The sequence below is a fragment of the Ferrimonas sediminum genome, from assembly GCF_900100175.1.
In the GTDB taxonomy this organism is placed as follows: domain Bacteria; phylum Pseudomonadota; class Gammaproteobacteria; order Enterobacterales; family Shewanellaceae; genus Ferrimonas; species Ferrimonas sediminum.
Genome location: NZ_FNEM01000002.1, coordinates 55,157 through 80,862, shown reverse-complemented (window position 1 = coordinate 80,862; position 25,706 = coordinate 55,157). Strand labels below are relative to the sequence as shown.

Annotated in this window: 21 protein-coding genes, 1 pseudogene and 2 riboswitches; of the genes and pseudogenes, 10 read left to right on the top strand and 12 right to left on the bottom strand. The window is 59.7% G+C overall.

What is annotated here, in order from left to right; genetic code table 11:
- Positions 1–10: 10 nt before the first annotated feature.
- From BLT77_RS20640 to BLT77_RS02615, 8 genes and pseudogenes are all read right to left on the bottom strand, one after another.
- Positions 11–199 (bottom strand): annotated as a pseudogene (locus tag BLT77_RS20640) (LysR family transcriptional regulator); the annotation flags it as partial.
- 345 nt (positions 200–544) lie between these two features.
- The gene (locus BLT77_RS02645; RefSeq protein ID WP_090361590.1) at positions 545–2,494 is read right to left on the bottom strand and encodes an acetoacetate--CoA ligase; all 1,950 of its coding nucleotides are present in this window, start codon (positions 2,492–2,494) and stop codon (positions 545–547) included.
- A complete protein-coding gene (locus BLT77_RS02640) occupies positions 2,491–3,396 on the bottom strand; it encodes a hydroxymethylglutaryl-CoA lyase (RefSeq protein ID WP_090361587.1) in 906 nt (301 codons plus the stop codon). Before BLT77_RS02640 ends, BLT77_RS02645 begins: the two co-directional genes overlap by 4 nt.
- On the bottom strand, positions 3,393–5,348 hold the full coding sequence (locus tag BLT77_RS02635) for an acetyl/propionyl/methylcrotonyl-CoA carboxylase subunit alpha (RefSeq protein ID WP_090361584.1): 1,956 nt from the start codon (positions 5,346–5,348) through the stop codon (positions 3,393–3,395). The genes BLT77_RS02640 and BLT77_RS02635 overlap by 4 nt, the downstream gene beginning before the upstream one ends.
- Positions 5,348–6,130 carry an enoyl-CoA hydratase-related protein gene (locus tag BLT77_RS02630; RefSeq protein WP_090361581.1) on the bottom strand — a complete coding sequence of 261 codons (783 nt, stop codon included), beginning with the start codon at positions 6,128–6,130 and terminating at the stop codon, positions 5,348–5,350. Before BLT77_RS02630 ends, BLT77_RS02635 begins: the two co-directional genes overlap by 1 nt.
- 10 nt (positions 6,131–6,140) lie before the next feature.
- A complete protein-coding gene (locus BLT77_RS02625; RefSeq protein ID WP_090361578.1) occupies positions 6,141–7,748 on the bottom strand; it encodes a carboxyl transferase domain-containing protein in 1,608 nt (535 codons plus the stop codon).
- A gap of 47 nt (positions 7,749–7,795) precedes the next feature.
- The gene (locus BLT77_RS02620; RefSeq protein ID WP_090361575.1) at positions 7,796–8,965 is read right to left on the bottom strand and encodes an isovaleryl-CoA dehydrogenase; all 1,170 of its coding nucleotides are present in this window, start codon (positions 8,963–8,965) and stop codon (positions 7,796–7,798) included.
- Positions 8,966–9,035: 70 nt separating this feature from the next.
- Positions 9,036–9,437: a MerR family transcriptional regulator gene (locus BLT77_RS02615; RefSeq protein ID WP_090361572.1), complete on the bottom strand. Its 402-nt coding sequence runs from the start codon at positions 9,435–9,437 to the stop codon at positions 9,036–9,038.
- A gap of 168 nt (positions 9,438–9,605) precedes the next feature.
- Here BLT77_RS02615 and BLT77_RS02610 point away from each other — a divergent pair, with 168 nt between their 5' ends.
- Positions 9,606–11,531: a propionyl-CoA synthetase gene (locus tag BLT77_RS02610; RefSeq protein WP_090361568.1), complete on the top strand. Its 1,926-nt coding sequence runs from the start codon at positions 9,606–9,608 to the stop codon at positions 11,529–11,531.
- Between the two features lie 56 nt (positions 11,532–11,587).
- Here the strand turns inward: BLT77_RS02610 and BLT77_RS02605 are convergent, their stop codons facing one another.
- Both BLT77_RS02605 and BLT77_RS02600 read right to left on the bottom strand, forming a co-directional pair.
- Positions 11,588–13,276, bottom strand: a complete 1,689-nt coding sequence (locus tag BLT77_RS02605; RefSeq protein WP_090362631.1) for an NAD-dependent malic enzyme — start codon at positions 13,274–13,276, stop codon at positions 11,588–11,590.
- Between the two features lie 133 nt (positions 13,277–13,409).
- Positions 13,410–14,291, bottom strand: coding sequence for a 1,4-dihydroxy-2-naphthoate polyprenyltransferase (locus BLT77_RS02600; RefSeq protein ID WP_090361565.1), 882 nt, complete (start codon positions 14,289–14,291; stop codon positions 13,410–13,412).
- Positions 14,292–14,525: 234 nt separating this feature from the next.
- On the opposite strand from BLT77_RS02600, the gene BLT77_RS02595 reads away from it, so the two are divergent.
- The 5 genes from BLT77_RS02595 (at position 14,526) to ompW (ending at position 19,483) form a co-directional block, all read left to right on the top strand.
- Positions 14,526–15,413 (top strand): SDR family NAD(P)-dependent oxidoreductase, encoded by an 888-nt coding sequence (locus tag BLT77_RS02595; protein ID WP_090361562.1) that lies wholly within the window; start codon positions 14,526–14,528, stop codon positions 15,411–15,413.
- 86 nt (positions 15,414–15,499) lie between these two features.
- A complete protein-coding gene (locus BLT77_RS02590) occupies positions 15,500–16,369 on the top strand; it encodes an acyl-CoA thioesterase domain-containing protein (RefSeq protein ID WP_090361559.1) in 870 nt (289 codons plus the stop codon).
- A gap of 89 nt (positions 16,370–16,458) precedes the next feature.
- Positions 16,459–16,549, top strand: a riboswitch (glycine riboswitch).
- A gap of 3 nt (positions 16,550–16,552) precedes the next feature.
- Positions 16,553–16,645: riboswitch (glycine riboswitch) on the top strand.
- 107 nt (positions 16,646–16,752) lie between these two features.
- Entirely contained in the window at positions 16,753–18,114 is a 1,362-nt protein-coding gene (locus BLT77_RS02585; RefSeq protein ID WP_090361556.1) for an alanine/glycine:cation symporter family protein, read from the top strand.
- Positions 18,115–18,192: 78 nt separating this feature from the next.
- A complete protein-coding gene (locus tag BLT77_RS02580; protein WP_090361554.1) occupies positions 18,193–18,591 on the top strand; it encodes a YbaY family lipoprotein in 399 nt (132 codons plus the stop codon).
- A gap of 244 nt (positions 18,592–18,835) precedes the next feature.
- Positions 18,836–19,483, top strand: coding sequence for an outer membrane protein OmpW (ompW, locus tag BLT77_RS02575; protein ID WP_090361552.1), 648 nt, complete (start codon positions 18,836–18,838; stop codon positions 19,481–19,483).
- Positions 19,484–19,540: 57 nt separating this feature from the next.
- Here ompW and BLT77_RS02570 read toward each other — a convergent pair whose 3' ends face one another.
- On the bottom strand, positions 19,541–20,266 hold the full coding sequence (locus tag BLT77_RS02570) for an SDR family NAD(P)-dependent oxidoreductase (protein ID WP_090361550.1): 726 nt from the start codon (positions 20,264–20,266) through the stop codon (positions 19,541–19,543).
- 165 nt (positions 20,267–20,431) lie between these two features.
- Between BLT77_RS02570 and metA the strand changes: the two genes are divergently transcribed.
- Both metA and BLT77_RS02560 read left to right on the top strand, forming a co-directional pair.
- A complete protein-coding gene (gene metA / locus BLT77_RS02565; RefSeq protein WP_090361548.1) occupies positions 20,432–21,361 on the top strand; it encodes a homoserine O-acetyltransferase MetA in 930 nt (309 codons plus the stop codon).
- Positions 21,362–21,495: 134 nt separating this feature from the next.
- Complete coding sequence (locus BLT77_RS02560; RefSeq protein ID WP_090361546.1) at positions 21,496–23,061, top strand: methyl-accepting chemotaxis protein; 1,566 nt, start codon at positions 21,496–21,498, stop codon at positions 23,059–23,061.
- 26 nt (positions 23,062–23,087) lie between these two features.
- Here the strand turns inward: BLT77_RS02560 and BLT77_RS02555 are convergent, their stop codons facing one another.
- Positions 23,088–23,633 carry an NADPH-dependent FMN reductase gene (locus BLT77_RS02555; protein WP_090361544.1) on the bottom strand — a complete coding sequence of 182 codons (546 nt, stop codon included), beginning with the start codon at positions 23,631–23,633 and terminating at the stop codon, positions 23,088–23,090.
- A 176-nt stretch (positions 23,634–23,809) separates the two neighbouring features.
- On the opposite strand from BLT77_RS02555, the gene BLT77_RS02550 reads away from it, so the two are divergent.
- Both BLT77_RS02550 and BLT77_RS02545 read left to right on the top strand, forming a co-directional pair.
- Positions 23,810–24,697: a LysR family transcriptional regulator gene (locus BLT77_RS02550; RefSeq protein ID WP_090361542.1), complete on the top strand. Its 888-nt coding sequence runs from the start codon at positions 23,810–23,812 to the stop codon at positions 24,695–24,697.
- Positions 24,698–24,737: 40 nt separating this feature from the next.
- Positions 24,738–25,676, top strand: a complete 939-nt coding sequence (locus BLT77_RS02545) for a GlxA family transcriptional regulator (RefSeq protein ID WP_090361540.1) — start codon at positions 24,738–24,740, stop codon at positions 25,674–25,676.
- Positions 25,677–25,706 lie beyond the last annotated feature (30 nt).

The window sequence follows — 25,706 nt, the reverse complement described above, 5'->3', positions numbered from 1 at the left end:
CGAAATCGGTGGGTTCCAGTCCATTGCTGGTCCGGGTGAACAGTGGGTGGCTGAAGTATTTACTTAGTTTTGACAGGGATTGACTGACGGCACTAGGCGTTACGGACAGTTTCCGAGCGGCTTTGCTTAAGCTACCGGTAAAAACCACTGCGCGGAACACTATGAGCAGTCGGATATCAATCGAATCAAAGTCACGCATTAACACTGGCATAGTACTTTCCAACTTACGCTGACTAAATTCATTATATTAATAAATCTTAGTCAAGTTTTAGACATTCATCTGGCCGCGGAATCTAACATGCATGAGCGAGTAGGTGCAATAGTGGGGCTTAGGTGGCAGTTCACACTTTTTCTTCGATGGTCTAACTGTTTGATTTAAGAGGGGCTTTATAAGGTTTTTTTATTAATATCGCGTTTTAAGTAATGGTTGGATTGCTCGCTTTTACCGAGCAATTTGGAGGTTTTTTAAAGTCTAAGATGCTGAAAAAGAGGGTAAAAATCCAGCCACATATGTGAAAATACGGTTGTGACTGGATTTTTTGCGTTAACACTGGAGATCTGGCAGGTGCTCAAATTGTTGCAAAGATTCAGGGTTGGCCAGTGCATCGGTATTGGTGACGGCCTGACCGTGAATCACTTTTCTCACCGCCAGTTCCACCAGTTTGCCGGACAGGGTTTTTGGCAGATCCTGGACCTGAATGATTTTGGCCGGTACGTGTCTCGGCGTGGTGTTGGCGCGAATGGTGGTGCGAATCTGCTGACGCAGCGCTTCGGTCAGCTCACTACCGGGTTTCAGTACCACGAACAGCACCACTCGCACGTCATCCTGCCACTGTTGACCGATCGCCAGGCTCTCCTGCACCGCCGTCACCTTTTCGACCTGACGGTAGATCTCGGCGGTGCCGATCCGCACCCCGCCCGGGTTGAGTACCGCATCGCTGCGGCCATGGATGATCAGCCCGCCTTCGGCGGTGGTTTCGGCGTAGTCACCATGAGCCCAGACGTTGTCGAAGCGGTCAAAATAGGCGTTGTGGTATTTGCTGCCGTCGTCATCGCCCCAGAAGCCGATGGGCATGGACACGAAGGGGGCGGTACACACCAGCTCTCCTTTTTGTTGTTGCAACGGCTGGCCCTGTTCGTTAAAGACCTCCACCTTCATTCCCAGTCCGGGGCATTGCAACTGGCCGCGGTAGACCGGCTTAATGGGGTTGCCCAGGGCAAAGCAGGAGACGATGTCGGTGCCACCGGAGATCGAACTCAGGCACAGATCCGGATTGATGTGTCGATACACAAAATCAAAGCCTTCGTGGGCCAGGGGCGATCCGGTGGACAGCAGCCCCTTGATCTGGGCAAGGCGATGGTGTTCCGCAGGCCGGTAGCCGGCTTTCTCCAAGGCGGCGATGTACTTGGCGCTGGTTCCGAATACCGATACCTCCTCCTGCTCGGCCAGCTGCCACAGCACCTCGGGGCCGGGGGCAAACGGGCTGCCATCATACAGCACCAGGGTGGCGCCGGTGGCCAATCCGGAGACCAGCCAGTTCCACATCATCCAGCCACAGGTGGTGAAATAGAACAGCACATCGTGGCGCTGAATGTCGGTATGCAGCCGCAGCTCCTTGAGGTGCTGTAACAGGGTGCCGCCGGCACCGTGGACGATGCATTTGGGTTGGCCGGTGGTGCCGGAGGAGTACAACACGTACAGGGGGTGGTCAAACGGCAGCGGGGTAAATGAGAGGCTTCGGGCCGGGTTATCCAGGGCCTGTTGCCAGCCAATGGCCAGTGAGTGGTGAACCTGGGCAACCGCATCAAAGGCCGGAACCACCACCACCTGTTGCAGCGAATCGATGGCGTCGGCGATCTGGGCGATCTTATCGCTGCAGTCGATGACCTTGCCGTTGTAGCGGTAGCCATTGGCGGCCACCAGCACCTTGGGTTGAATCTGACCGAAGCGGTCGAGGACGCCGTTGAAGCCGAAGTCTGGTGAACAGGAGCTGAAGGTGGCGCCCAGACTGGCAGCGGCCAGCATGGTGACCACAGTTTCGATGCGGTTGGGCATAAAGGCGGCCACCCGGTCGCCGGCTACCACGCCCAGATGGCGCAGGTGGTGGGCCAGACGGGCCACTTCGTGATACAGCTCGTTGTAGGACAGGGCGACCCGGTTGGCGGCCTCGTCGCGAAACACCAGGGCGATGCGGTCGTCCCGGTAGCGGAGTAGGTTTTCGGTAAAATTGAGCCGGGCGTCCGGGAAAAAGCGGGCGCCCGGCATCTTATCACCGTTTAGCAGCAGGCGTTGCCCTGGGGTGCCGATCACCTCGGCGAACTGCCAGAACGTCTGCCAGAACTGATCCGGGTGGTCGGTACTCCAGCGATGCAACTGCTCGTAATCGCTCAGGGTCAGCGCCAGGCTGTCATTGACGTAGTGGCGAAACCGTTCCATCTGGCTGGCATCGATTTGGCTCTGGCTGGGTTGCCAGATTGGGGTTGCGGTGCTCATACCGGTTGCTCCTCATGGTTGGCGAGCCAGGCCTGGGCGACCTTGCTGGAGGGGACCTTGTTCAATTGGCGGCAGATGGTGGCACCGGCGGCAATGACCGCACCCAGGTTAACGCCGGTGTCCATGCCGAGTCCGTGCAGCATGTAGAGGAGATCCTCGGTGGCCAGGTTGCCGCTGGCGCCTTTGGCATAGGGGCAACCGCCCAGCCCCGCTACGGCGCTGTCGAAGGTGGTGATGCCGAGATCCAGGCAGGCAAGGACGTTGGCCAGGGCCTGGCCGTAGGTGTCATGGAAATGCAGTGCCAGAGCCGACGGTGGTACCCGTTCGGCCACTGCCTTCACCATGGCTTTGGCTTTGGCCGGAGTGCCGACGCCGATGGTGTCGCCCAAGGAGATCTCGTAGCAGCCCATCTGGTAGAGCGACTCGGCTACGTCGGCCACCTTGGCGACGTCGATGTCGCCCTCGTAGGGGCACCCCAGCACGCAGGAGACGTAGCCGCGGACCGGCAGTCCGGCGGCGCGGGCAGCGGCAAACACCGGCTCGAAGCGTAGCAGCGACTCGGTCACGGAGCAGTTGATGTTGCGTTGGCTGAAGCTCTCCGAGGCAGCACCAAACACTGCCACGCCGTCTACGCCCGCCTGCTGCGCCGCGTCAAACCCTTTAAGGTTTGGGGTCAGGGCGCTGTAGCGAACCCCGGGGCGCCGCTGGATCCGGGCAAACAGCTGATCGGCGTCGGCCATCTGAGGTACCCACTTAGGGGAGACAAAACTGCCGGCTTCTATCTGGCTGAGGCCGGTACCGGACAGGGCATCGACCAGGGCGATGCGCTGTGCCAGGGTGACGCTGGTTTCATTCTGCAGGCCATCCCGGGGCCCGACTTCGACGATGGTGGCTTGGCTCATGACTCCTCCAGGGCTTCCAGTGTCACCAGGGCAGTGCCGTCATTCACCTGTTGTCCCGGCCCATAGGGCAGTGCCAGTACCTGGCCGGCGTAGGGGGCGGTGATGGTGTATTCCATCTTCATCGCTTCCATCACCAGCAGCGGCTGACCGGCCTCGACGGTTTGCTCCAGCTCGCACAGCAGGGTGACTACGGTACCGTTCATGGGGGCTTTCAAGGCGTCTTCACCGCTGTCTTCGCCGTCACTGCCCTGATGACTGACGGCATCGAACCTCAGCGGGCCTTGTGGCAGGAACAGGGTCACCGACTCGCCGCAGCGCTGAAACGGCCAGTGGCACAGGTGGCCGTCCAGCTCCAGACTCAGTTGACCGTCATCGATGCCGATGACCGCCTGGTACTCGACGTCGTTGAGCTGAACGGTCAATGCCGGCCAGTGGCCTTTGATCAGCAGTGGGTAGCGTTCGCCGTGATCGTCCTCGAGGTGATGGTGCATTACCGGGCTCTGGTTGAGCCTGAAGCCGGCAGCGGAGTGCCAGGGAGTGCGGCGGCAGCCGGGCTGACCGATCACCAGTGCCGCGGCGATGGCCGCCACGTGGCGCAGATCATCGGCACCGGTCAACTGAGCGTAGTGGGTATCGATAAAGCGGGTGTCGAGGTCGGCCGCCTGAAACTGGGGATGGTTGATGATGCGTCCCAGAAACGCCAGGTTGCTGATCACTCCGGCTACCTGGGTTTGCTGCAGGCCGCGGCTCATCTGCTGAATCGCCTGGGTGCGGGTGTCGCCGAAGGTGATCAGCTTGGCGATCATCGGGTCATAGTGAGGGCTGATCTCGTCGCCCTCCACCACCCCGCTGTCCAAACGCAGTGCGTCCGGCACCGCAAACCGGGTCAGGGTGCCGGTGGCCGGAAGAAATTCCCGCTGCGGATCCTCGGCATAGAGTCGAACCTCCAGACTGTGGCCTCGAATCTCAATCTGCTGCTGGGTCAGCGGTAGCGGTTGGCCCGATGCCACCAGCAACTGCCAGTGCACCAGATCCTGGCCGGTGACCATCTCCGTCACCGGGTGTTCCACCTGCAGGCGGGTGTTCATCTCCATGAAGTAGAAACGCCCCTGGTTGTCGAGTAGGAACTCCACCGTGCCGGCACCCAGGTAGTCGATGGCCTCGGCGGCTTTCACAGCGGCCTCACCCATCTGCCGGCGCAGGGCATCGGACAGCCCGGGGGCCGGCGCCTCTTCCACCACTTTCTGGTGGCGCCGCTGAATGGAGCAGTCCCGGTCCGACAGGTAGACGCAGTGGCCGTGGCCATCGGCAAACACCTGTACCTCCACGTGCCTCGGCGATGCCAGGAAGCGCTCCAGCAGCAGCATGTCATTGCCAAAGGCGCTTTGGGCTTCACGGCGGGCGGTGGCCAGGGCGGCGGTCAGCTGATCGGCCTGTTCGACGATGCGCATCCCTTTGCCGCCGCCGCCGAAGGCGGCCTTGACCAGCAGCGGATAGCCGATTTTGGTTGCCTCTGCGATCAGCCTCTGATCACTCTGGTCGTCACCATGGTAACCCGGCAGCATCGGCACACCGGCCCGCTCCATGATCACCTTGGCGGCGCTTTTGGAGCCCATCTGCTCGATGGCCTCGGTATTGGGGCCGATAAAGGCGATGCCGGCGTCGGCGCAGGCGCGGGCAAACCCCGGGTTCTCGGACAGGAAGCCGTAGCCGGGGTGAATGCCATCGACGCCCGCCAGGTTGGCGAGGGCGACAATCTTGTCGCCCAGCAGGTAAGACTCGGTGGCCGCCGCCGGGCCGAGCAGAAACGCCTCATCGGCCATCTTGACATGCTGGGCGTTGCGGTCGGCGTCGGAGTAGACGGCGACGGTGCGGATGCCCAGAGCCTGGCAGGTTCGAATGATGCGGCAGGCGATCTCGCCGCGGTTGGCGATCAGGACCTTGGTTAACATTAGGATTCTCCTTGCCAGAGGGGCGGGCGCTTGTCGAAAAACGCCTGCAGGCCTTCCTGGCCTTCCGGGGACACCCGGATTTGGGCAATGGCGTCGGCGGTCAATGACAGCAACGCGTCGTCAAAAGGGTGCTGCTCTATGGTGTGCAGCAGGGACTTACAGGCTTGCATCGCCTTGGGGCCGTTGCCGGTCAGGGTGGCGATCAGGTGCTCGCTGCTGCTGGTCAACTCTTCACACACCTCATGCACCAGCCCGATCTGCCGGGCGGTGTTGGCATCGAAGGTTTCGGCGGACAACATGTAGCGCCGCGACTGACGCTGGCCAATGGCCCGGGCCACGAACGGGCTGATCACCGCCGGGATCAGCCCGAGCTTGACCTCCGACAGGCAGAAGCGGGCTCGGGGACTGGCCAGGGCGATGTCGCAGCAGGCGATAAGGCCGAGGGCGCCACCGAAGGCGGCCCCGTCAACCAGTGCCAGGGTCGGTGCCGGAAAGCGATCCAGGGTATGCATCAGTCTGGCCAGTTCACGGGCGTCGCTGAGGTTACTGGCCTGATCCATGGCCGCCTGGCTTTTCATCCACGCCAGGTCGGCGCCGGCGGAGAAGTGCTTGCCGTTGGCGGCCAGCACCAGCAGGGTGGGCGGCTGGCGGGTCAGCTCGGCCAGCGCCTGATTGATTTCACCAATCATGGTGTCGCCGAAGGCATTGTGCTTGTCCGGCCGGTTCAGGGTCAGGCGGGCAACGCCGTCGCTCTGGGTCAGGGTAATGAATTGAAAGGTCATTTCATTCTCCTTACATGCGGAAGACGCCGAAGCGGGTCGCTTCGGTGGGCGCATTCATCGCCGCAGTCAGGGCCAGCCCCACCACCTCGCGGGTTTGGGCTGGGTCGATGATGCCGTCGTCCCACAGCCGGGCGCTGGCGTAATAGGGGTGCCCCTGCTGTTCATACTGCTCGACGATGGGGTGTTTGAACCTCTGCTGCTCATCTTCACTCCAGCTCTGGCCTTTGCGGGCCAGGGCGTCGGTTTTGACCTGGGCCAGCACGTTGGCCGCCTGCTCGCCGCCCATCACCGAAATGCGGGAGTTGGGCCACATCCACATCATGGTCGGGTCGTAGGCGCGGCCGCACATGCCATAGTTACCGGCACCATAACTGCCGCCGATCACCACGGTAAACTTCGGTACCCGAGCGCAGGAGACGGCGGTCACCAGCTTGGCGCCGTGCTTGGCAATGCCTTCGTGTTCGTATTTTTTGCCCACCATGAAGCCGGTGATGTTCTGCAGAAACAGCAACGGGATGTTGCGCTGGCAGCACAGCTCAATGAAGTGGGCGCCTTTGAGCGCCGATTCCGAGAACAGGATGCCGTTGTTGGCCAAAATTCCCACCGGCTGGCCATAGAAGCGGGCAAAACCGCACACCAGGGTGGCGCCGTAACCGGCTTTAAATTCGTCGAAATCGGAGTCGTCCACCAGCCGGGCGATCACTTCGCGTACCTCGAACGGCTGCTTCAAGTTACTGCCGACGATGCCGTACAGGTCGTCGGCGGGATAGCGGGGCGGGCGAATATCGGCGTCCACCAGCGGCTGCGCGCGGTGGTGATTAAGGCGGGCCACCGCCTGGCGGGCCAGCTGCAGGGCGTGCTCGTCGTTATCGGCCAGGTGGTCAGCCACTCCGGAGATCTGGGTGTGGACGGCGCCGCCGCCCAGCTCTTCGGCGCTGACCTCTTCGCCGGTGGCGGCTTTGACCAGTGGCGGTCCACCGAGGAAGATGGTGCCCTGTTCCTTGACGATGATCGACTCATCCGCCATGGCCGGCATGTAGGCGCCACCGGCGGTACACAGGCCCAGTACCACGGCGATCTGTGGAATCCCCTTGGCAGACATGTTGGCCTGATTAAAGAAGATGCGGCCAAAGTGGTCTTTGTCCGGGAACACCTCATCCTGTCGCGGCAGGAAGGCGCCGCCGGATTCCACCAGGTAGATGCAGGGCAGATGGCATTTCTCGGCAATCTCCTGTGCCCGAAGGTGTTTTTTTACCGTCAGCGGGTAGTAGGTGCCTCCTTTTACGGTGGCGTCGTTGGCGACGATCATGCATTCGATGCCGCTGACCCGGCCGATGCCGGCAATGACGCCGGCGGCGGGCACGACGTCGTCGTAGCATTGGTGGGCGGCCAGCTGGCTGAGCTCCAGGAACGGGGCGCCGGGATCGAGCAGCAGCTCGACCCGCTGCCGTGGCAGCAGTTTACCCTGGGCCAGGTGTTTGCTGCGGGCCCGGTCGTTGCCGCCGGGAACGATGGCGTCGAGTGTGGCGGTCAGGTCGGCCACCAAGTCGGCCATGGCATCGCGCCGGGCCATAAAGCCCGGCTCCTGCCGGTTAATGCTGGAACGGAGTATGGTCACGGTTGTCAGTCCTTTAACGGGCGGGGCGGGCCCCGCCTGAGCGTGCGTTAGGCGGTTTCGGTAAACAGTTCACGGCCGATCAGGAAGCGGCGAATCTCGGAGGTACCGGCACCTATCTCATACAGCTTGGCATCCCGAAGCAGGCGCCCGGTGGCGTACTCGTTGATGTAGCCGTTGCCCCCGAGCAACTGAATGGCATCCAGAGCCAGCTGGGTAGCCAACTCGGCGCTATAGAGAATGGCTCCGGCAGCGTCTTTGCGGGTGGTCTCGCCGCGGTCGCAGGCCTGGGCGACGCTGTAGACGTAGGCGCGGGCGGCGTTGCTGCGGGTGTACATGTCGGCGACCTTGCCCTGCACCAGCTGAAACTGGCCGATGGCCTGGCCAAACTGCTCGCGCTGATGGATGTAGGGCACCACCTGATCCAGGCAGGCGGCCATGATCCCCAGCGGGCCGGCGGCCAGCACTACCCGTTCGTAGTCCAGTCCGCTCATCAGTACTTTGGCGCCATTGCCGACTCCGCCAAGGACGTTCTCTATCGGAACCGGAGTGTCCTGAAACACCAGTTCACAGGTGTTGGAGCCGCGCATGCCCAGCTTGTCCAGTTTCTGGGCCTGGCTGAAGCCGGCAAAGCCACGTTCGACGATAAAGGCGGTCATGCCTTTGGCGCCGGCGCTGGTGTCGGTTTTGGCGTAGATCACGTAGGTATCGGCGTCGGGACCGTTGGTGATCCACATTTTGGTGCCATTGAGGAGGTAGTGATCGCCCTCGAGGCGGGCGCTGAGCTTCATGGACACCACGTCGGAGCCGGCATTGGGTTCGCTCATGGCCAGGGCGCCGATGTGTTCGCCGCTGACCAGTTTCGGCAGGTATTTGGCTTTCTGTTCGTGGCTGCCGTTGCAGTGGATCTGGTTCACGCACAGGTTGGAGTGGGCGCCGTAGGAGAGGCCGACCGAGGCACTGGCCCGGGAGATCTCCTCCATGGCAATGGCGTGGGCCAGGTAGCCCATGTTGACGCCGCCATACTCTTCGGCCACGGTGATTCCCAGCAGTCCCATGTCGCCCATTTTGGACCACAGCTCATTGGGAAAGCTGTTGTTGCGGTCGATGTCTGCGGCCAGCGGTGCAATCTCGGCCTGGGCAAAATCCCGGACCGAATCCCGCAGCATCTCCAGTGTTTCTCCCAAGCCATAATTGAAGCTGGATTGGTAAAGGCTCATATCTTCTCCCCTTGGTTCCTTTTGGGCAGCAAGACTGGTGGCACTCCGGCCACAAAAGAGAGCCCGCCTGTTATTGTAGTTCGGCGGTGAGCTCTTGCAGTGCTTGCTTGCATTGCTGTTCGGCGGAGCTGAGTTCCATCATCACCACCTTAATGTCATCCATCTGCTGTTGAAGATCCGCTTTCTTGGTTTCGATCAGCTCCAGCATGGTGTGCAGTTGAGTGCCGCTGTTCTTGTCGGCGTCGTACAGATCGAACAGCCGGCCGGTTTCCGCCAGGGAGAAACCCAGACGTTTGCCTCGCAGGATCAGCTTTAGCCGGACTTTGTCCTGCAGGCTGTAGATGCGGGTCTGGCCACGGCGCCGGGGGCTGATCAGCCCCTGATCTTCGTAGAAACGGATGCTGCGGGTGGTGATGTCAAATTCACGAGCCAGCTCGCTGATGGAATAGGTCACGTCAGTAGTTTCTGTCATCTTGATATCGGTCTCTTCTAGCTTAAAGTCACCATATAGGAAGTTTACGTAAAGGTAAAGTTTGGGTTGCGGTCTCAGCGTAAGTTAGCCGATGGTCGAATGGGGCCACGGGCCGTCATCTGCTACAACTGAAAGCCTGACCCAGTCAATCCCGACCATGGAGGCGCTATGCCGTTAAATAAGGTCAAGCAGATGCAGCAGCAAGCGTGGCAGAACCCTCAGGGGTTCTGGGCTGACGCGGCCACTCAGATCGAATGGATGCAACCGGTGGAGCAGGTGCTGGATGATCGTGATGCCCCCCTCTATCGCTGGTTTCCCGGTGCCAGTCTCAATACCTGCTACAACGCCGTCGATCGCCACGTGCAGGCGGGACACGGTCAGCAGGTGGCGATTCAGTACGTCAGCCCGGTAACGGGTACCGAGGAGGCGATCAGCTACGAGCAACTGCAGCAGCGGGTGGCCACCCTGGCCGGGGCCATGGCCAACCTCGGGGTGGGCAAGGGCGACCGGGTGGTGATCTACATGCCGATGATTCCGGAAACCGCCTACGCCATGCTGGCCTGTGCCCGTCTGGGGGCGGTGCATTCGGTGGTGTTTGGCGGATTTGCGCCGCCGGAGCTGGCCAGCCGAATCGACGATGCCAAGCCTAAGCTGGTGCTGTCGGCCTCCTGTGGCATTGAACCGTCAGGGGTGATTCCCTATAAGCCGCTGCTGGACAAGGCACTGGATCTGTGCGAGCACCGGGTGGAGTACGCGGTGGTATTCCAGCGGCCTCAGTGCCCGGCGGATCTGGAGCGACAGGGGGACAGGGACTGGCAGCAACTGGTTGAGCAGGCCGAGCCGGCACCTTGCGTCGAGGTGGCGGCCAGCGATCCGCTCTACATTCTCTATACCTCTGGCACCACGGGGCGACCCAAGGGGGTGGTTCGGGACAATGGCGGCCACGCGGTGGCCCTGGCCTGGTCGATGAAGCAGATCTACAACATTGATGCCGGTGATGTGTTCTGGGCGGCCTCGGATGTGGGCTGGGTGGTGGGTCACTCCTACATCGTCTATGGACCCCTGCTGGCCCGGGCGACCACGCTGCTGTATGAAGGCAAGCCGGTGGGGACGCCGGATGCCGGCGCCTTCTGGCGAGTGATCGAGCAATACCGGGTCAAGACATTTTTCACCGCGCCCACGGCGATTCGGGCCATCAAGCGGGTGGATGCGACCGCCAGTCTTCTGCAAGGAGTAGACATCGGTAGCCTGCAGGCACTGTTCCTGGCCGGCGAGCGCTGCGATCCGGATACCCTGACCTGGGCCTCGGAGATGCTACGGGTGCCGGTGGTGGATCACTGGTGGCAAACCGAGACCGGCTGGCCGATCTGTGCCAATCCGCTGGGAATGGCACCACTGCCAATCAAACCGGGGTCGCCGGCGCTGGCGGTGCCCGGCTATCAGGTGGAGGTGCTGGATGAGCAGGGTCAGCCTGTGGCTGCCGGTCAAAGCGGGGCGGTGACCATCAAGTTGCCGCTGCCTCCGGGTACCTTGATGACCCTGTGGAACAACGATGACCGGTACCGGGATGGTTATCTGGGCCGGTACCCCGGCTACTATCTGACCGGCGATGCCGGCTACATGGATGAGGAGGGCTATCTGTATGTGATGGGGCGGGTGGACGACATCATCAATGTTGCCGGACACCGACTCTCCACCGGCCGGTTCGAGGAGGTGTTGGCACAGCACCGGGCCGTCGCCGAGGCTGCGGTGATTGGCGTCAAGGACACTCTCAAGGGACAGTTGCCACTGGGACTGGTGGTGCTGAAACAGGGGATGGACACCGATCTGGAGCGTATCAAGACCGAACTGGTGGCCCTGGTCCGGGCCGAGGTGGGCGCGGTGGCGGCCTTTAAACTGGTGGCGGTGGTGGAGAAGCTGCCCAAGACCCGCTCCGGTAAGATTCTGAGGGGGACCATGCGCAAGCTGGCCAACGGCGAAACCGTGGTGCCGCCAGCCACCATTGAAGATCCGGACAGCCTCAATGTCATCGGCCAGGCGTTGGCACAGATGGGGCTGACCACCGCCCATCAGCCGGTGTTGGATCTTTCCTGACCGGATGAAGGCATGAAAAAGGGGCTCCTGGGAGCCCCTTTTTTGGGTCGTGTCGATCAGAAACTGGTGCGCTTGTAGTCGCGATACTCAGGCTGCCAGAATTGACGTTCGATGGCGTCCTTAAGGTCGACGTTCTTGATCATCTTGGCGACGCCGTCGGTCATGGCGGCACGGGCGACGGCAAAGGCGATCTGTTTGCTGACCTCCTGAATCTGCTCCAATGGTGGCAGCAGCGCACCTTCCCCGTCGATGGCCAGAGGCGAGCACTCGGCCAGGGCCCGGCTGGAGGCCATCAGCATGCCGTCGGTGACCCGGTCGGCGTTGCAGGCCAGTACCCCCAGGCCGATGCCCGGGAAGATGTAGCTGTTGTTGCACTGGGCGATGGGGAACACTTCCCCCTCCAGTTCTACCGGGTTGAAGGGGCTGCCGGTGGCGACCAGCGCCTGGCCCCGCGTCCAGCGCAGAATGTCCTCGGGAATCGCTTCCACCCGGCTGGTGGGGTTGGAGAGCGGAAATACGATGGGGCGGGGGTAGTGCTTGTGCATGGTTTTGATCACCTCTTCGGTGAACAGGCCCGGGGCGCCGCTGACGCCGATCAGCACCGTGGGCTTGGCATGCTCCATCACCTCCAGCAGGGACACGGCACCGTTGTCACCGCACCAGGACTGGGTCTTCTCCAGACACTGGGTCAGTTTCTGCTGGAACGGCAGCAGGTTTTGCATCCCGTCCTGCAACAGGCCCCAACGGTCGACCATATGCACCTTCTCCCGAGCCTGATGATCCTCCAGTCCCTCGGATACCATCTGGGCGATGATCGCCTCGGCGATGCCGCAACCGGCGGATCCGGCGCCCAAAAAGGCGATGGTCTGTTCTTTGAGCTGGGTGCCGGCGGCTTTGCAGGCGGCCAGCAGCGACCCAACGGTCACCGCCGCGGTGCCCTGAATGTCGTCGTTGAAGCAGCACAGTCTGTCCTTGTAGCGCTCCAGCAGCGGCATGGCGTTTTTCTGGGCAAAATCCTCAAACTGCACCAGGGCGTTGGGCCAGCGTCGCTGAACGGCACTGAGGACGTCGTCGACAAACTCGTTGTATTCGTCGCCGGAGATGCGTTTGTTGCGCCAGCCCATGTACATGGGGTCGTTGAGGCGCTGTGGGTTGTCGGTACCCACGTCCAGCACGATAGGCAGGGTGTAGGCCGGACTGATGCCGCCACAGGAGGTGTACAGCGACAGTTTGCCGATGGGGATTCCCATGCCGCCGATCCCCTGATCCCCCAGACCCAGGATCCGTTCGCCATCGGTAATGACGATCACCCGAACGTTGTGGCGGGTGGCGTTGTTGAGGATGTCATCGATGCGGTGACGGTTGGGGTAGCTGACCATCAGGCCGCGGGCGCGGCGGTAGATGTTGGAAAACTGCTCGCAAGCCTGGCCGACCGTTGGGGTGTAGATGATGGGCATCATCTCGGTGATGTGGTTATTCACCAATCGATAGAACAGGGTTTCATTGGTGTCCTGAATGTTTCTCAGGTAGATGTGTTTGTCCATGTCGTTGCTGAAACTCTGAAACTGAAGGTAGGCGCGCTCTGCTTGTTCTTCAATGGTTTCAATTGCTTCAGGTAACAGACCTGCCAGGTTGAACGCCACTCTCTCCTCCTCGGAAAAGGCGGAGCCTTTGTTCAGCAGGGAGGTTTCGAGCAGCACCGGGCCGGCATAGGGGATGTACAGGGGGCGTTTAATATCTTCCATCAGCATGTTTTTATTTGTGGTTTTAGACCCCCGTAGTGTATCAGCAACTGGCCTGAGTGTGACACTCATCACTGATGCTCAGCAATAAAAAAGCGGACTCGAGGTCCGCTTTTTCCGTTTCTGTGGTGGAGAGCTACAGTGCCATCAGCAGGCCACCGGACGCCAGGCCACTGAAAAACATTGTCAGTTTGGCCGTGCGCCCCAGCAGGGGGTTGAGTGCAGCGCCCTGGGTGTGGGCAAACTCGGAGGCCAGAGCCTTGGCCATGGGGATGGAGATGGCACAGGCGGCCACGGTGGCTCCGGGCAGCAGTCCCATCAGCCATCCCAGGGTCACCATCAGGTAGGGGCTGGCAATCAGCATCTGGTACAGCAGTTGTGATCGCTCCAGTCCCAGTCGTACCGCCAGGGTACGCTTGCCGGCTTTGATGTCGGTGCTGCGATCGCGGGTGTTGTTCACCAGCATAATGGCGGCATTGAGCAGGCCGACGGCGCTGGCTAACAGCCAGGCGCTGGAGTCGGTGGTACCGGTCTGAATGAAGTAACTGCCGACCACGGCCACCAGGCCAAAGTAGATGTAGGCGGCAATCTCGCCGAGGCCGTGGGAGGCCAGGGGATAGGGTCCGCCGGAGTAGCACAGGGCACCGGCCAGGGCGAACAGCGCCAGCCCGGCGATGGGCCAGCCGCCGACAAAAATCAGGTATTGGCCGATGAGGGTGGCCAGCGACAGCGACAGGATCATGCCATTGCGCACCGAGGTGGCAGACAGCAGCCCCTGTTGGGTCACCCGGGTGGGGCCCAGGCGTTCGTCGGTGTCGACGCCGGATTTAAAATCGAAATAGTCGTTGGCCAGGTTGACGCCGATCTGCAGCAGCACCGCGCAGGCCATGGACGCGATGGCCACCAGCCAGGAAAAATCCTGGTGGTACACCGCCAGAACATTGCCCACCAGCAGGGGGCCGATGGCTGCCGGCAGGGTACGGGGCCGAATGGCCAAAATCCAATATTGTAGGTTCATTGTTTCTCTGGAAATGGTTAGGACTCGATTATTGTACCGCGAAAGAGAGGAGTTTCACTTTTCAACCTATTCGGTTGTGATCCGGGTTAAGAATTGGGCAACGAAGCGGAGTTAATACTGGCAATTAAATATGGATTAAACCATTGTTTTAAAATGGAGAGTGCTTTCTTTAGCGACTAAGAACCGGCGAGGAGAGTTACTTGGGTTGATTGGAAATTCAGGGATGGAAAGTGTATGAATTCAATCCGTTTTGATGAACAAGTGGTGATTCTCTCCGGGGCTGGCCGAGGGTTGGGACGGGCATTTGCCATCGCCCTGGCCGAACGGGGCGCCAAGCTGGTGTTGGTGGACAACGGCTGCGATGCCGATGGTACCGGTGTTGACGCCAGTTATGTGGAGGAGGTGGCGGCACTGGTCGACAGCCTCGATGGTGAGGCTCTGCCGATCTGTGCCGATGTCACCGACTATCAGGCCATGGAAGGGGTGGTAGAGGCGGCGGTCAAGCATTTTGGCCGGGTCAATGCGGTGGTGGCCAATGCGGGCATTTTGATTCAGCAATCGATACAGAGCCAACTCAGCGATTATCGGCGAATGATGGAGGTGAATCACTTTGGTACCGTCAATTTGGTTCACGCGGCCATGGATGAACTGATCAAGGCCAAAGGAGCCATTGTCGTGGGGTGCGGTTTTTCCGGTCTCTATGGCGATCGCGAGCTGGGAGGATTTGGTGCCAGCATGATGGCCAACCGGGGCTTTATGTTGTCCCTGTCTCACTTGGCAACGGAGTACGGCATTCGCTGTAACGCTCTGTGTACCTCGGCCGCCACCCGCATGGCGTCCTCCTTCTACGACGCCGACCAACTGAAGCAGTTGCAAAGCAGTGCCGTGGTGCCCGGGTTGTTGTATCTGCTGTCCCCGCAGGCGCCGAACGGGGTGACTCTCACGGCGGCAGCCGGTCACTTTACCCTGGCTAAGACTGTTGAAACCCATGGCATCAAGCTGAGACCGGAAAACCAACGTCCGGAGGAGCTGTGTCTGGCCTGGGATGAGCTCAAGAGTGAATCCGTAGTGAACCCCTACTCGTCGTTCCGGGATCGGATCCGCAATCTGTTCAACTGGTAGACCCTCAAACGTCTCTGTACCGCCGTTGCCCAAGGCCTGAGCCTTGGGTACCATGGGCGGCTGATTGGTAAAATAGAGACGCATTAATGTCCAATTCACTGGAGACCCTGCTGGAGATCATGACCCTCGAGCAGTTGGAGCAGGGCCTGTTTCGAGGTCAGAGTCAGGATCTGGGGTTTGGTCACCTGTTTGGTGGCCAGGTGCTGGGGCAAGCTCTGGCGGCTGCCACTCAGACCGTGGCCGACGATCGTCAGGTGCACTCGTTTCACTCCTATTTTCTTCGGGCCGGCGATCTGCAGCGGCCGGTGATCTACGAAGTGGAAAACATGCGCGACGGCGGCAGCATCAGCACCCGTCGGGTTAGCGCCATTCAGCATGGGCGGCCGATTTTCCACCTGACCGGCTCCTTTCATCACAGTGAGCCTGGGTTTGAGCATCAGGCGGGCATGCCCGATGTGGCGGGCCCCGACGGGCTGCCGAACCAGTTTCAGCTGGCCGAGGCGATGCGGGGTAAGGTGCCGGACCAGTTGCTGGAGATCTATCTCAACAATACCGCCATCGAGATACGATTGGTGGAGCCCATCAATCCGCTGAAGCCGGAGCCCCGGGAGCCGGTTCGCTATGTGTGGATGAAAGCCAATGGCCCGTTGCCGGCCGGCCAGTCCCTGCACCAGCACCTGTTGGCGTATGCCTCGGATCTGAATTTCCTGGTGACTGCGGCGCAGCCCCATGGGGTGTCCTATCTGACCCCGGGACTGAAGATGGCTACCATTGATCACTCGATGTGGTTCCACCGCCCGGTGGCGTTCGATCAGTGGTTGTTGTACGCCGTCGACTCCCCCAACGCCATGAATTCCCGGGGCTTTGTTCGTGGCCAGATCTTCAACCAGCAGGGGCAGCTGGTGGCATCCTCGGCCCAGGAAGGGCTGCTTAGACAGATGCACCGAAAATCCTGATAGTGTGACAGTTATCACCAAAAAAGCGCGCCTAAACGGCGCGCTTTTTGCTAACGTATGCGGTTCCACCTTCGCGGGTGGAAACCCGGATGAAGGTAATAGGAGAGTGACGCACTGCGTCCGCCGAAGAAGTAAATCTTTCAGGCGTCGGCTTCTGCCGATATGGACTGTTACTGGACGGGCCTCTGGAGAGATCCATTGACTTGGACGCCGAAGGCGCAAGCTCGACACCCCTTAGGGTAGTGGCGAGTCAAACGCTCAGGCAAAAGGACAGGGTGACATTGCTCAATTTTTTTCCTTTCAAAAGGATGGATCTTCGGATCTGTCTGTCCGGCATGGTTCTCCTCTGTGTAGTTAAGATGTCACACTGAGGAAGACAATCAATGAACACAATCGAACACGCACTGTCCACCCTAAGCAGTTGGGTATGGGGACCGCCTTTGCTGATCCTGCTGGTGGGAACCGGCTGCTATTTTACCTACCAGTTGCGGTTGATGCAGGTGCGAAAACTGCCACTGGCGATCTCACTGATGCTGAAGCCGAATCAGGCCCAGGGCGACATCAGCAGCTTCTCGGCCCTGTGTACAGCCCTGGCCGCCACCATAGGTACCGGTAACATCGTCGGGGTGGCCACCGCCATCAAACTCGGCGGCCCGGGCGCCCTGTTCTGGATGTGGATGGCCGGTTTTGCCGGCATGGCCACCAAGTACGCCGAGTGTATGCTGGCGGTAAAATACCGTCGTCAGGATGAGCGCGGCCAGCAGGTGGGAGGACCGATGTATTACATCCTCCACGGCACCGGAAAAGTCTGGCTGGCAAAGCTGTTTGCCTTCTTTACCCTGGGGGTGGCGTTCTTCGGTATCGGCACTTTCCCGCAGGTCAACGCCATCGTTGACGGAGCCCGCATCGCCTTTAGCGTTCCCGACTGGTTCTCCATGGCGGCGTTGGCAATCCTGGTGGCCCTGGTGACGCTCGGCGGCGTGAAGCGCATTGCCAAGGTGGCCACCGCGCTGGTGCCCTCCATGGCGGTGTTTTACGTCATCGCCTGTGTGATGCTGCTGGGATTGAACTGGGAGGCGGTGCCGGCGGCGGCGGCGTTGGTGGTGGAAGCGGCCTTTACCCCCCAGGCGGCGGGCGGCGGCTTTGCCGGTGCCACGGTGATGATGGCGATCCAGTTTGGTATTGCCCGCGGTGTCTTTTCCAATGAATCCGGCCTGGGCAGTGCGCCGATGGCCGCGGCGGCGGCCCGCACCAACTCGCCGGTGGAGCAGGGACTGGTGTCGATGACCGGCACCTTCTTCGACACCATTATCATCTGTACCCTGACCGGTCTGGCGCTGATCGTGACCGGCGCCTGGCAGGGGGAGCTGGCCGGAGCGGCCATGACCTCATCGGCCTTTACCTCCGGTCTGTCGGCCACCGTGGGTCAGCAGGTGATCACCCTGGCGCTGTTGTTCTTCGCCTTTACCACCATTCTTGGCTGGAACTACTATGGCGAGCGGGCGGTACTGTTCCTGTGGGGCGAACGCGCCCGGCTGCCCTACCGCTGGTGCTTTGTGGCGCTGGTGGCCGTGGGGGGGCTGTTGCAGCTGGATATGATCTGGTTACTGGCGGACGTGGTTAACGGCCTGATGGCGGTGCCGAACCTGATTGCGCTGCTGTTGCTGCGTAAAGAGGTGGTGGTGGATACCATGGCCTACTTCGCCTCCCGTCAGCCTGTGGCCGGCGCCCGCCAGCCCGGCTAGGGGATTTGACTGGCGCCGGTGACTGTTCGCCGTGGCGCAGATTTGGTATAAAGGCTCCAGATAACTGGAGCTTTTTTTATGTATAAATCCTTGCTGACTGCGGTGTTGCTGCTGCTGTTGAATGGCTGCGTTACCGTGAGCGGACCTGAGCTGGAGCACCGGGAGATGGTGAGCGTGGCGGGCCTGGCCGGGGCCAATGGGGTAAGCACTCTGCCACAGGAAGCGGTGATTACCGTGGCCATTATTGATGCCAAGGTGCCTGGCAGTATTCTGGCGCAAAAGCGCTTCAGTGTTGCCAAGCTGCCGGCGCTGTTTAAGTTTCAGCTGCCCAGAGAGAGCATCGATGACGATGCCGATTATGTGGTGGTGGCGATGTTAAAAATTAAAGACAAGTTGGTTCTGCAGACTTATCAGCGCTATCCGGTCATCACCAATGGCGAAGAGGTGGCCACGGTGACCATGGAGGCGCTGCGCTGATTGCGGTTCAAGGCGAGTTTTCCACATTCGCAAATTTTGCGTCAAGGCACCTTTCGGTGCCTTTTTTGTTGCTGCGTGGTGATAACGGTCGCTTTTCATGATCAAAAAAAAGTGGTAGGGAGAAATTAGCCGTTCAAAGTCTGTTTTAGATCAAAAAATCTATACCTCTTAGTTGTTACATTCCTTCGCAACTTGTTGGGAAACCGCATGAATTTGGTTTCCGAGTTTTCATGGAGTGAGAATAATGATGAAACACACCCTCGTAGCCGCCCTGGTTCTGGCTTCTCTGTCTGCCCCCGCCTTTGCCGCCCGCGAAGCCGGCGACTTTATTGTTCGCGCCGGCTGGGCCCAAGTAAATCCCAATGAGTCCTCACAGGACGTTGACACCGGTGATTACGCTGGCAACTTAGGTGAGTTCACAGTTGATGAAAGCAATCAGCTGGGCCTGAACTTCACCTACATGCTGACCGACGCCTGGGCCATCGAAGTGCTGGCGGCCAGCCCCTTCAAGCATGATGTTGGCCTGGCTCCACTGGGCAAGATTGCCGAGGTGACTCACCTGCCACCGACGGTGATGGCCCAGTACTACTTCGGCAGCGACAAGCTCCGCCCCTACATCGGTGCCGGTATCAACTACACCTACTTCTGGGATGAGGAGTTCACCAACGATCTGGGTGGTGATCTGACCGATCTGGATCTGTCCAGCTCCTGGGGCCTGGCGGCACAGGTGGGAATCGATTACGAAATCAACAATAACTGGCTGGTGAACGCCTCTGTCTGGTATATCGATATTCAGACCGACGTGAAGTTTAAGCTTGAAGGAGCCCCGGTGAAGATCAAGACCGATATCGACCCCTGGGTCTACATGGTGTCCGTGGGTTACAAGTTCTGATTTCACTTTCCCCCCATAAACAACGCCGGCCTGTGCCGGCGTTTTTTTTGGGGGGGGTTACTTGTATTTGCGCTTATTGTAGATGAACTCCGGCAGCCATCGTCCCAGCCAGGCGATCAGTCGCCAGCGGCGGGTGATGTAGCTGGTGTGCCTGGCCCGCTTCAGATCTTTGAGGATCTGGGTGGCCATGGTGTTGAGGTTTGAGCCCCAGGCCTTACTGCCCCGGGCTTGCATCTTCTCCATGAACCCCAGGCGCAGATCACTGATGGTGATCGGCAGCTTGAGCCGTTGGGCATGCAGCCTGAGCCCCTGCAGGTAGTTTTGTTGAAACGCCTTGCTGGCATGGAAAGCACTGCTGGCACCGCCCCGCTCACCGGCGATGGAGGTAATGGCAGCCAATTGGCCATATTTCTGCTCCCGGAACTCGGCAAAGGCGGCGTTGGCCAGGGCGGTAAAGCCGGTGACGTTGACCTCCAGTACCTGTCGGTCGGCGGCCCAGGGCAGATCCAGCTCCTGATGGGAGGCGGCGGTATTGATGATCACCAGTTGAACCCCGTCAAACTGCTGCCACAGGCTTTGCAGTGCCGCCCGGCTGGCGTCAGCATCGAAGATGTTAATCTCCCTGGCCAGGGTGTTGTCCGGCAGCTTGTCCAGTGTCGGGGCCAGCGCATCGAGATCGGCGGCCAGCAGCCCCAATCGAACCCCTTCACTGGCCAGTTTGTGGGCCAGCATCTGGCTGAGGCCGGCGTTGGCGCCGACGATAATGGCGGAGAGTTGGCTCATAGCGACCTTCATTTCAATCTAAGTAGCGGAATGATAGCAGTTATTGCTTTCCGCTTCTGCGGCTAAACCGGGCAGCAAGGGGAGCGGCACCGAATTTTTGGCTGTCTGGAGTTGTAGCCGTCTAGATGTCTTGGTATAACAGGGTATCAAGTGAGGAGAGGTGCCATGCCAGTCAGAATACCCAGTCGTTTGCCTGCATCGGAGATTTTGCGCAGCGAGAATATCTTTGTTATGTCCGATGAGCGGGCCGAATCCCAGGATATTCGGCCGCTGAAGCTGCTGATCCTTAACCTGATGCCCAATAAGATTGAAACCGAAACCCAGTTACTGCGGCTGCTGGGAAATTCGCCACTGCAGGTTGATGTGGAGTTGCTACGGATTCACCGCAAGCCTTCCAAGCACACCTCCATTGATCACATGGACGACTTTTACCGTGACTTCGATGAAGTGCGGGACAACAACTACGATGGTCTGATCATCACCGGGGCGCCGCTGGGAAACATCGAATTTGAGCAGGTCAGTTACTGGAGTGAGATCTGTGAAATCATTCAGTGGTCGCAGCAGCGGGCCACCTCGGTGCTGTTTTTGTGCTGGGCGGCCCACGCGGCCCTGTATCACCTGTATGGCATAAAGCGCTATCTGCGGGACGATAAGATCTCCGGAGTCTTCCGTCATCGGCGAGTGCACAGCCATGTGCCGTTGCTGAGGGGGTTCGATGATGAGTTTTGGGTGCCACACTCGCGCTATGCTCAGGTCAGTCTGGACAGACTCAAGGCCCACGAGCGGTTGCGGGTGCTGGCGGAGTCCGATGAAGCCGGCGCCTACCTGATTGTCAGTGAAGACAACCGCAACCTGTTTGTTACCGGCCATCCCGAGTACACCCGCACCACGTTGCAGGATGAGTATCGTCGTGACCGGGCCGGCGGCGGAACACCACAGGTACCGAAAAACTACTACCCCAAGGATGATCCGACTCAGCCGCCCCATGCCCGCTGGCACGCGCACGGCGCCCTGTTGATCAGTAACTGGCTCAATTACTGCGTCTACCAGCAAACCCCATACGATTTGAACTCCCTTCACCAAAAAGCCGAATAAAATTACTGATAAATATGTCTTTTTATACTTGGGCGGGAAAAGATTTCCGCCCTAACAGATGGCGATATCGATTGGCAATGAGTAAAGTGTGACTTAAGTGGAAATTGGATAATTAACTACAGGATGTAGGTCACATGAGGCGAGAGTGTTCCGTCGTCAATCAAGAAGTCGTGGTTCCTCAGGGAGAGGAGTTGGTCTCCACCACAGATTTACGTGGTGTTATTACATACGCTAATCAGTCCTTTATCGACATTAGTGGCTTCAGTGAGCAGGAGCTCATCGGTCACAATCATAATCTGGTTCGCCATCCGGACATGCCGCCGCAGGCGTTTCGGGAGCTGTGGGACAAACTGAAAGCCAAGCAGCCTTGGCGGGGGATAGTTAAAAACCGTACCAAAGATGGTCGCTACTACTGGGTCGATGCCTTTGTAACGCCGATCTTTGAGCATGGCCAGGTGGTGGGGTATCAGTCGGTACGACGGGCTACCAGCACCAACCTCAAGAAGCGTGCTACGGCCCTGTATCGACGCCTGTCGGCGGGCAAACCCCTTTCGCGCCACCTGACTCTGACTCAGAAACGCTGGCTCAGCGGTGTCATTCTGACCCTGGGGTTTGCCGGTGTGGCCTGGTTGTTCCAGCCCTGGGTGGTGCTGTGTGGCCTGCTGATGGTGGTGTCGATGCTGGCGCTGTTTTTTGATGAAGCGTTTCGGGTCCCGGCTCAGCTGGAGGCGCTGAAACAGGAGTACGACAGCATCAGCCGTTACCTGTTTTGCGGTCATGGCAGCAGCAGCATTCTGGATTTTCAGTTGCAGATCACCCAAGCCAGGATGACCGGCGTACTGGGGCGAACCCGTGATGCCGCCGGGCAGCTGGATGCCATGTCCAATACCCTGGTGGCCCTGAGCGAGCAGGCCAAAGGCGGGGTGCAGCAGGAACACACCCGCCTGGATCAGATCGCCACGGCGGTGGAGCAGATGAATGTGTCGGTCACCGAGATCGCCGCCTGTGCCGAGGAATCGGCGGCCAGCACCGAGCTGTCACGGCAGTATTGCCGGGCGGCTCAGACCGGCATGGTCGATAGTCGTGACAAGATTGTCGATCTGGCCCGGGAGGTGGAAGCGGCGGCAACCCACGCCTCGGCCTTGCATGGCGAAGCGGAGAGGGTGGCCATCGCCATGAATGAGATCGACGGCATTGCAGAGCAAACCAATCTGTTGGCCCTGAATGCAGCCATCGAGGCCGCCCGGGCCGGAGAGCAGGGGCGGGGCTTTGCGGTGGTGGCCGATGAGGTGCGGGCGTTGTCCAACCGCACTCAGCAAGCCACCACCCGGATCACCAGCAACATTGAGGGGATGCACTCGACCCTGAGACAGTGGGTGGAAAAGATGCAGCACAATCATCAACTGGCGGACAGCTGTGCCAAAGCCGCGGACGCCAGTGCCGCGGGGATAGAGCAGATTAACCGCCATATCGACCTGGTTTACAACCTGGCCGGGCAAAACGCCACGGCGGCGGTGCAGCAGCGCCAGGCGGTGACTGAGATCTCCACCAGTCTGTCGGAGATTCAGGAGCTGACCGTCGGCAACCTGGAAGCCACTGAACAGGTGGAGGCCTGCAGCCAGAGTCTGCAGCAACAGGTGGGCGTCATCGGCTCCCTGCACCTGAGCTTTAATCAGTCAACCGGCCGACAGGGCCAGTAAGCGGGGGCGCCCCCGCTTTTCGTGTCTCAGATATGGACCATCTGCTTGAGGCTGCGCATCTGGCTTTGCACCAACTCCACCAGTTTGGGGTCGTTGAGGCGCCCCTGTGGATCGAAGGCCTGATGGGCCTCACTGATCATGATCTCCGGCTTGTTCAGCACCCAGGCATTGAGGAATACCATCACCTGGCGCAGGTGGTATTGGCAACGGCAGGTCCCCATTCTGCCGGGACTGGCACCCATGATGGCGATGGGCTTGTTGTGAAAGCCGTGGGGTTGGTACCGTGACAGCCAGTCGATGGCATTTTTCAGCACTCCGGGTATGGAGTAGTTGTATTCCGGGGTGACGATCAGAATAGCGTCGGCACTGATTAAGAGCCGGTGCAGCCGGTCGACGCCGACGGGGAAGCCGGCGTTTTGCAGATCTTCGTTATACAGCGGCAGTTCGCTGAGGTCACCGTGACGAAAACTGAGCTCCTTCGGGGCCAGTTCGATGGCTTGATGCAGCAGTTTCTTGTTTAGGGATTGTTGCCGAAGGCTGCCGCACAGAGCAACCACATTGATGGTGTCCATATCATCACTCCTGAAGGGGAATGCACTCAGTGTAGCCGCTCAGTGTCGGAGTCGTGAGAGCCCGGGCAGTGAAACCGGTCACGGAACCGGCTTTTATATTAGGTTTGGCTAATCCTAATTGTTATCTTATTGCTAATAAGCCTGTTGGCCATCGCCTTTTAGCCAAGGACAGAAGCATGAAAACTCAGGATCTGCATACTCTGGTACAAACGGTGGAGCTGGGCAGCATCTCCAAGGCCGCAGCGTCGATGAACCTGTCTCATTCGGCAGCCTCGCAACGGCTGAAACACCTGGAGGAGCATTGCGGCACGTCGCTGTTGAATCGGCAGCTCACCCCGATTAAGCCAACGGCGATGGGAGAGCTGGTACTGGAGCACGGGCGCCGGGTGTTGGAGATGGAAGCGCAGTTGATGTCGCGGTTGCAGTGCTCCGGCAACGATGCGCTGCGTCTCTGTTGTACACCCGCTTTTGGCGCCAGCTATTTTCCCGTCGCGTTGAGTGAATTTAATCGCGAGTACCACCATTCGGTAGAGTTCGATTACCTGGCCAGTGATCAGGTGACCACCGCCCTCAATGAGGGGCGCTATGACATTGCCATTACCGAGCACATTAAACCCATCAGCACCAGCACCTGCTGGCGTCACCCTCTGCCGCCGGACAAGGTGATCTTCGTGGCGGCGCCGTCGTTGCTGAATAGCATCGATTATCAGAATCTGAATGCGCTGTTGGCCTACCCCCTGTATGTTGCCAAACCCGGGTGCTGCTCCCGTGAGTTGCTGATGCATAACCTCAGCAGCCGCGGCATGGAGCTGGAGAGTTTTAAGTTCCAGGTTTCCTGTGGTGATCTGCACGTCATGGTTGAAGCGCTGCTGTCCGGAGAGGGCGTCGGTTTCATCTCCAGTGCCCTGATTCGATCTCATCTTCGTTCCGGCGCCCTGATGGCGTTTGAGTTGGACGGGTTTGACCATCTGTGCCACCGTAGCCTGTTAGCGTCATGGGAAAGTCAGAGCCAGCCCTGGTTCGATCCCCTGGTCTCCAGCATTGAGCAGGCGTTTATTCAATGAGCTTGCTGAAGTCGCCGGTCGTGTCGCATGAGGTATGTGCATGTCGAACCTGAGGCCTAAGGTGCAGATCGCATTACTGGATTATCCCGAAGCGATGCAGTCATCGGTGCTGGGGTTTTGCGAACTGTTTGGCCTGGCCGAGCGATTGTGTCGCCAGCACCATTACCCTTTTGGGTTTGAGTTGCAGCGTTTGTCGTTGCAGCAGTTGTCACAATTTCAGGCGTCCGCGTTCCAGGTGGTGCTGATTCCTCCTTGCCTGGAGGGGGAGTTCTACCGGCATCCGGATCCGCTTTTGTTGCAGTGGTTGCGTGAACAGCATCGACTGGGGGCCACCCTGGCCTGCGCCTGTGCCGGCAGCTTTATTGTGGCGGCGACCGGGTTGCTGGCTCGGCGGCCGGTAACCACCCATTGGCAGTTGGCCTCTGAGTTTGCCGATCGTTTTGGTGATGTGGTGCTCAATGCCGATAAAATCCTCATCGATGACGGCGATGTCATCAGTGCCGGCGGATTGATGGCCTGGTTGGATCTGGGGCTGGCACTGGTGGCCAGGTTCGGCAGTGAGCCGTTGATGCGGCAGTTGGGCAAGGTGCTGCTGGTGGATACCGGCGCCCGGGAACAACGGTACTATCAGCGTTTCGCACCGCGACTGGATCACGGTGATGCCGCCATCGTTCGAGTGCAGCACCATATACAGAGCCAGTACGCCCAGGGGATCAGTGTCGCTGAGCTGGCGCGCCTGTCGACCCTGACCGAGCGCACCTTCCTGCGGCGCTTTGCTAAAAACACCGGCCTTAAGCCACTGCACTACCTGCAGCGACTGCGGATTCAGCAGGCGTGCGATCTGCTGGAGTCCACTGCCGACTCGGTGGAGCTGATTGCTGCCCGGGTGGGCTACGAGGATTCGGGGGCGTTTCGTAGGGTGTTTATCAGGTTGATGGGGCTGGCTCCCAGAGAGTTTCGGCTTCGCTTTCGGCGCTAGCCGGCGCAGTGGATAAAAAAGGCCCACCTT

What these genes read in the sequence shown, in the direction of transcription:
- BLT77_RS02545 (WP_090361540.1), top strand. Translation starts at nt 24,738, where the DNA reads ATGTCGAACCTGAGGCCTAAGGTGCAGATCGCATTACTGGATTATCCC.
- BLT77_RS02645 (WP_090361590.1), bottom strand. Translation starts at nt 2,494, where the DNA reads ATGAGCACCGCAACCCCAATCTGGCAACCCAGCCAGAGCCAAATCGAT.
- BLT77_RS02550 (WP_090361542.1), top strand. Translation starts at nt 23,810, where the DNA reads ATGAAAACTCAGGATCTGCATACTCTGGTACAAACGGTGGAGCTGGGC.
- BLT77_RS02620 (WP_090361575.1), bottom strand. Translation starts at nt 8,965, where the DNA reads ATGAGCCTTTACCAATCCAGCTTCAATTATGGCTTGGGAGAAACACTG.
- BLT77_RS02640 (WP_090361587.1), bottom strand. Translation starts at nt 3,396, where the DNA reads ATGAGCCAAGCCACCATCGTCGAAGTCGGGCCCCGGGATGGCCTGCAG.
- BLT77_RS02600 (WP_090361565.1), bottom strand. Translation starts at nt 14,291, where the DNA reads ATGAACCTACAATATTGGATTTTGGCCATTCGGCCCCGTACCCTGCCG.
- BLT77_RS02590 (WP_090361559.1), top strand. Translation starts at nt 15,500, where the DNA reads ATGTCCAATTCACTGGAGACCCTGCTGGAGATCATGACCCTCGAGCAG.
- BLT77_RS02570 (WP_090361550.1), bottom strand. Translation starts at nt 20,266, where the DNA reads ATGAGCCAACTCTCCGCCATTATCGTCGGCGCCAACGCCGGCCTCAGC.
- BLT77_RS02585 (WP_090361556.1), top strand. Translation starts at nt 16,753, where the DNA reads ATGAACACAATCGAACACGCACTGTCCACCCTAAGCAGTTGGGTATGG.
- BLT77_RS02630 (WP_090361581.1), bottom strand. Translation starts at nt 6,130, where the DNA reads ATGACCTTTCAATTCATTACCCTGACCCAGAGCGACGGCGTTGCCCGC.
- metA (WP_090361548.1), top strand. Translation starts at nt 20,432, where the DNA reads ATGCCAGTCAGAATACCCAGTCGTTTGCCTGCATCGGAGATTTTGCGC.
- BLT77_RS02555 (WP_090361544.1), bottom strand. Translation starts at nt 23,633, where the DNA reads ATGGACACCATCAATGTGGTTGCTCTGTGCGGCAGCCTTCGGCAACAA.
- BLT77_RS02605 (WP_090362631.1), bottom strand. Translation starts at nt 13,276, where the DNA reads ATGGAAGATATTAAACGCCCCCTGTACATCCCCTATGCCGGCCCGGTG.
- BLT77_RS02595 (WP_090361562.1), top strand. Translation starts at nt 14,526, where the DNA reads ATGAATTCAATCCGTTTTGATGAACAAGTGGTGATTCTCTCCGGGGCT.
- BLT77_RS02610 (WP_090361568.1), top strand. Translation starts at nt 9,606, where the DNA reads ATGCCGTTAAATAAGGTCAAGCAGATGCAGCAGCAAGCGTGGCAGAAC.
- BLT77_RS02580 (WP_090361554.1), top strand. Translation starts at nt 18,193, where the DNA reads ATGTATAAATCCTTGCTGACTGCGGTGTTGCTGCTGCTGTTGAATGGC.
- BLT77_RS02635 (WP_090361584.1), bottom strand. Translation starts at nt 5,348, where the DNA reads ATGTTAACCAAGGTCCTGATCGCCAACCGCGGCGAGATCGCCTGCCGC.
- ompW (WP_090361552.1), top strand. Translation starts at nt 18,836, where the DNA reads ATGATGAAACACACCCTCGTAGCCGCCCTGGTTCTGGCTTCTCTGTCT.
- BLT77_RS02560 (WP_090361546.1), top strand. Translation starts at nt 21,496, where the DNA reads ATGAGGCGAGAGTGTTCCGTCGTCAATCAAGAAGTCGTGGTTCCTCAG.
- BLT77_RS02615 (WP_090361572.1), bottom strand. Translation starts at nt 9,437, where the DNA reads ATGACAGAAACTACTGACGTGACCTATTCCATCAGCGAGCTGGCTCGT.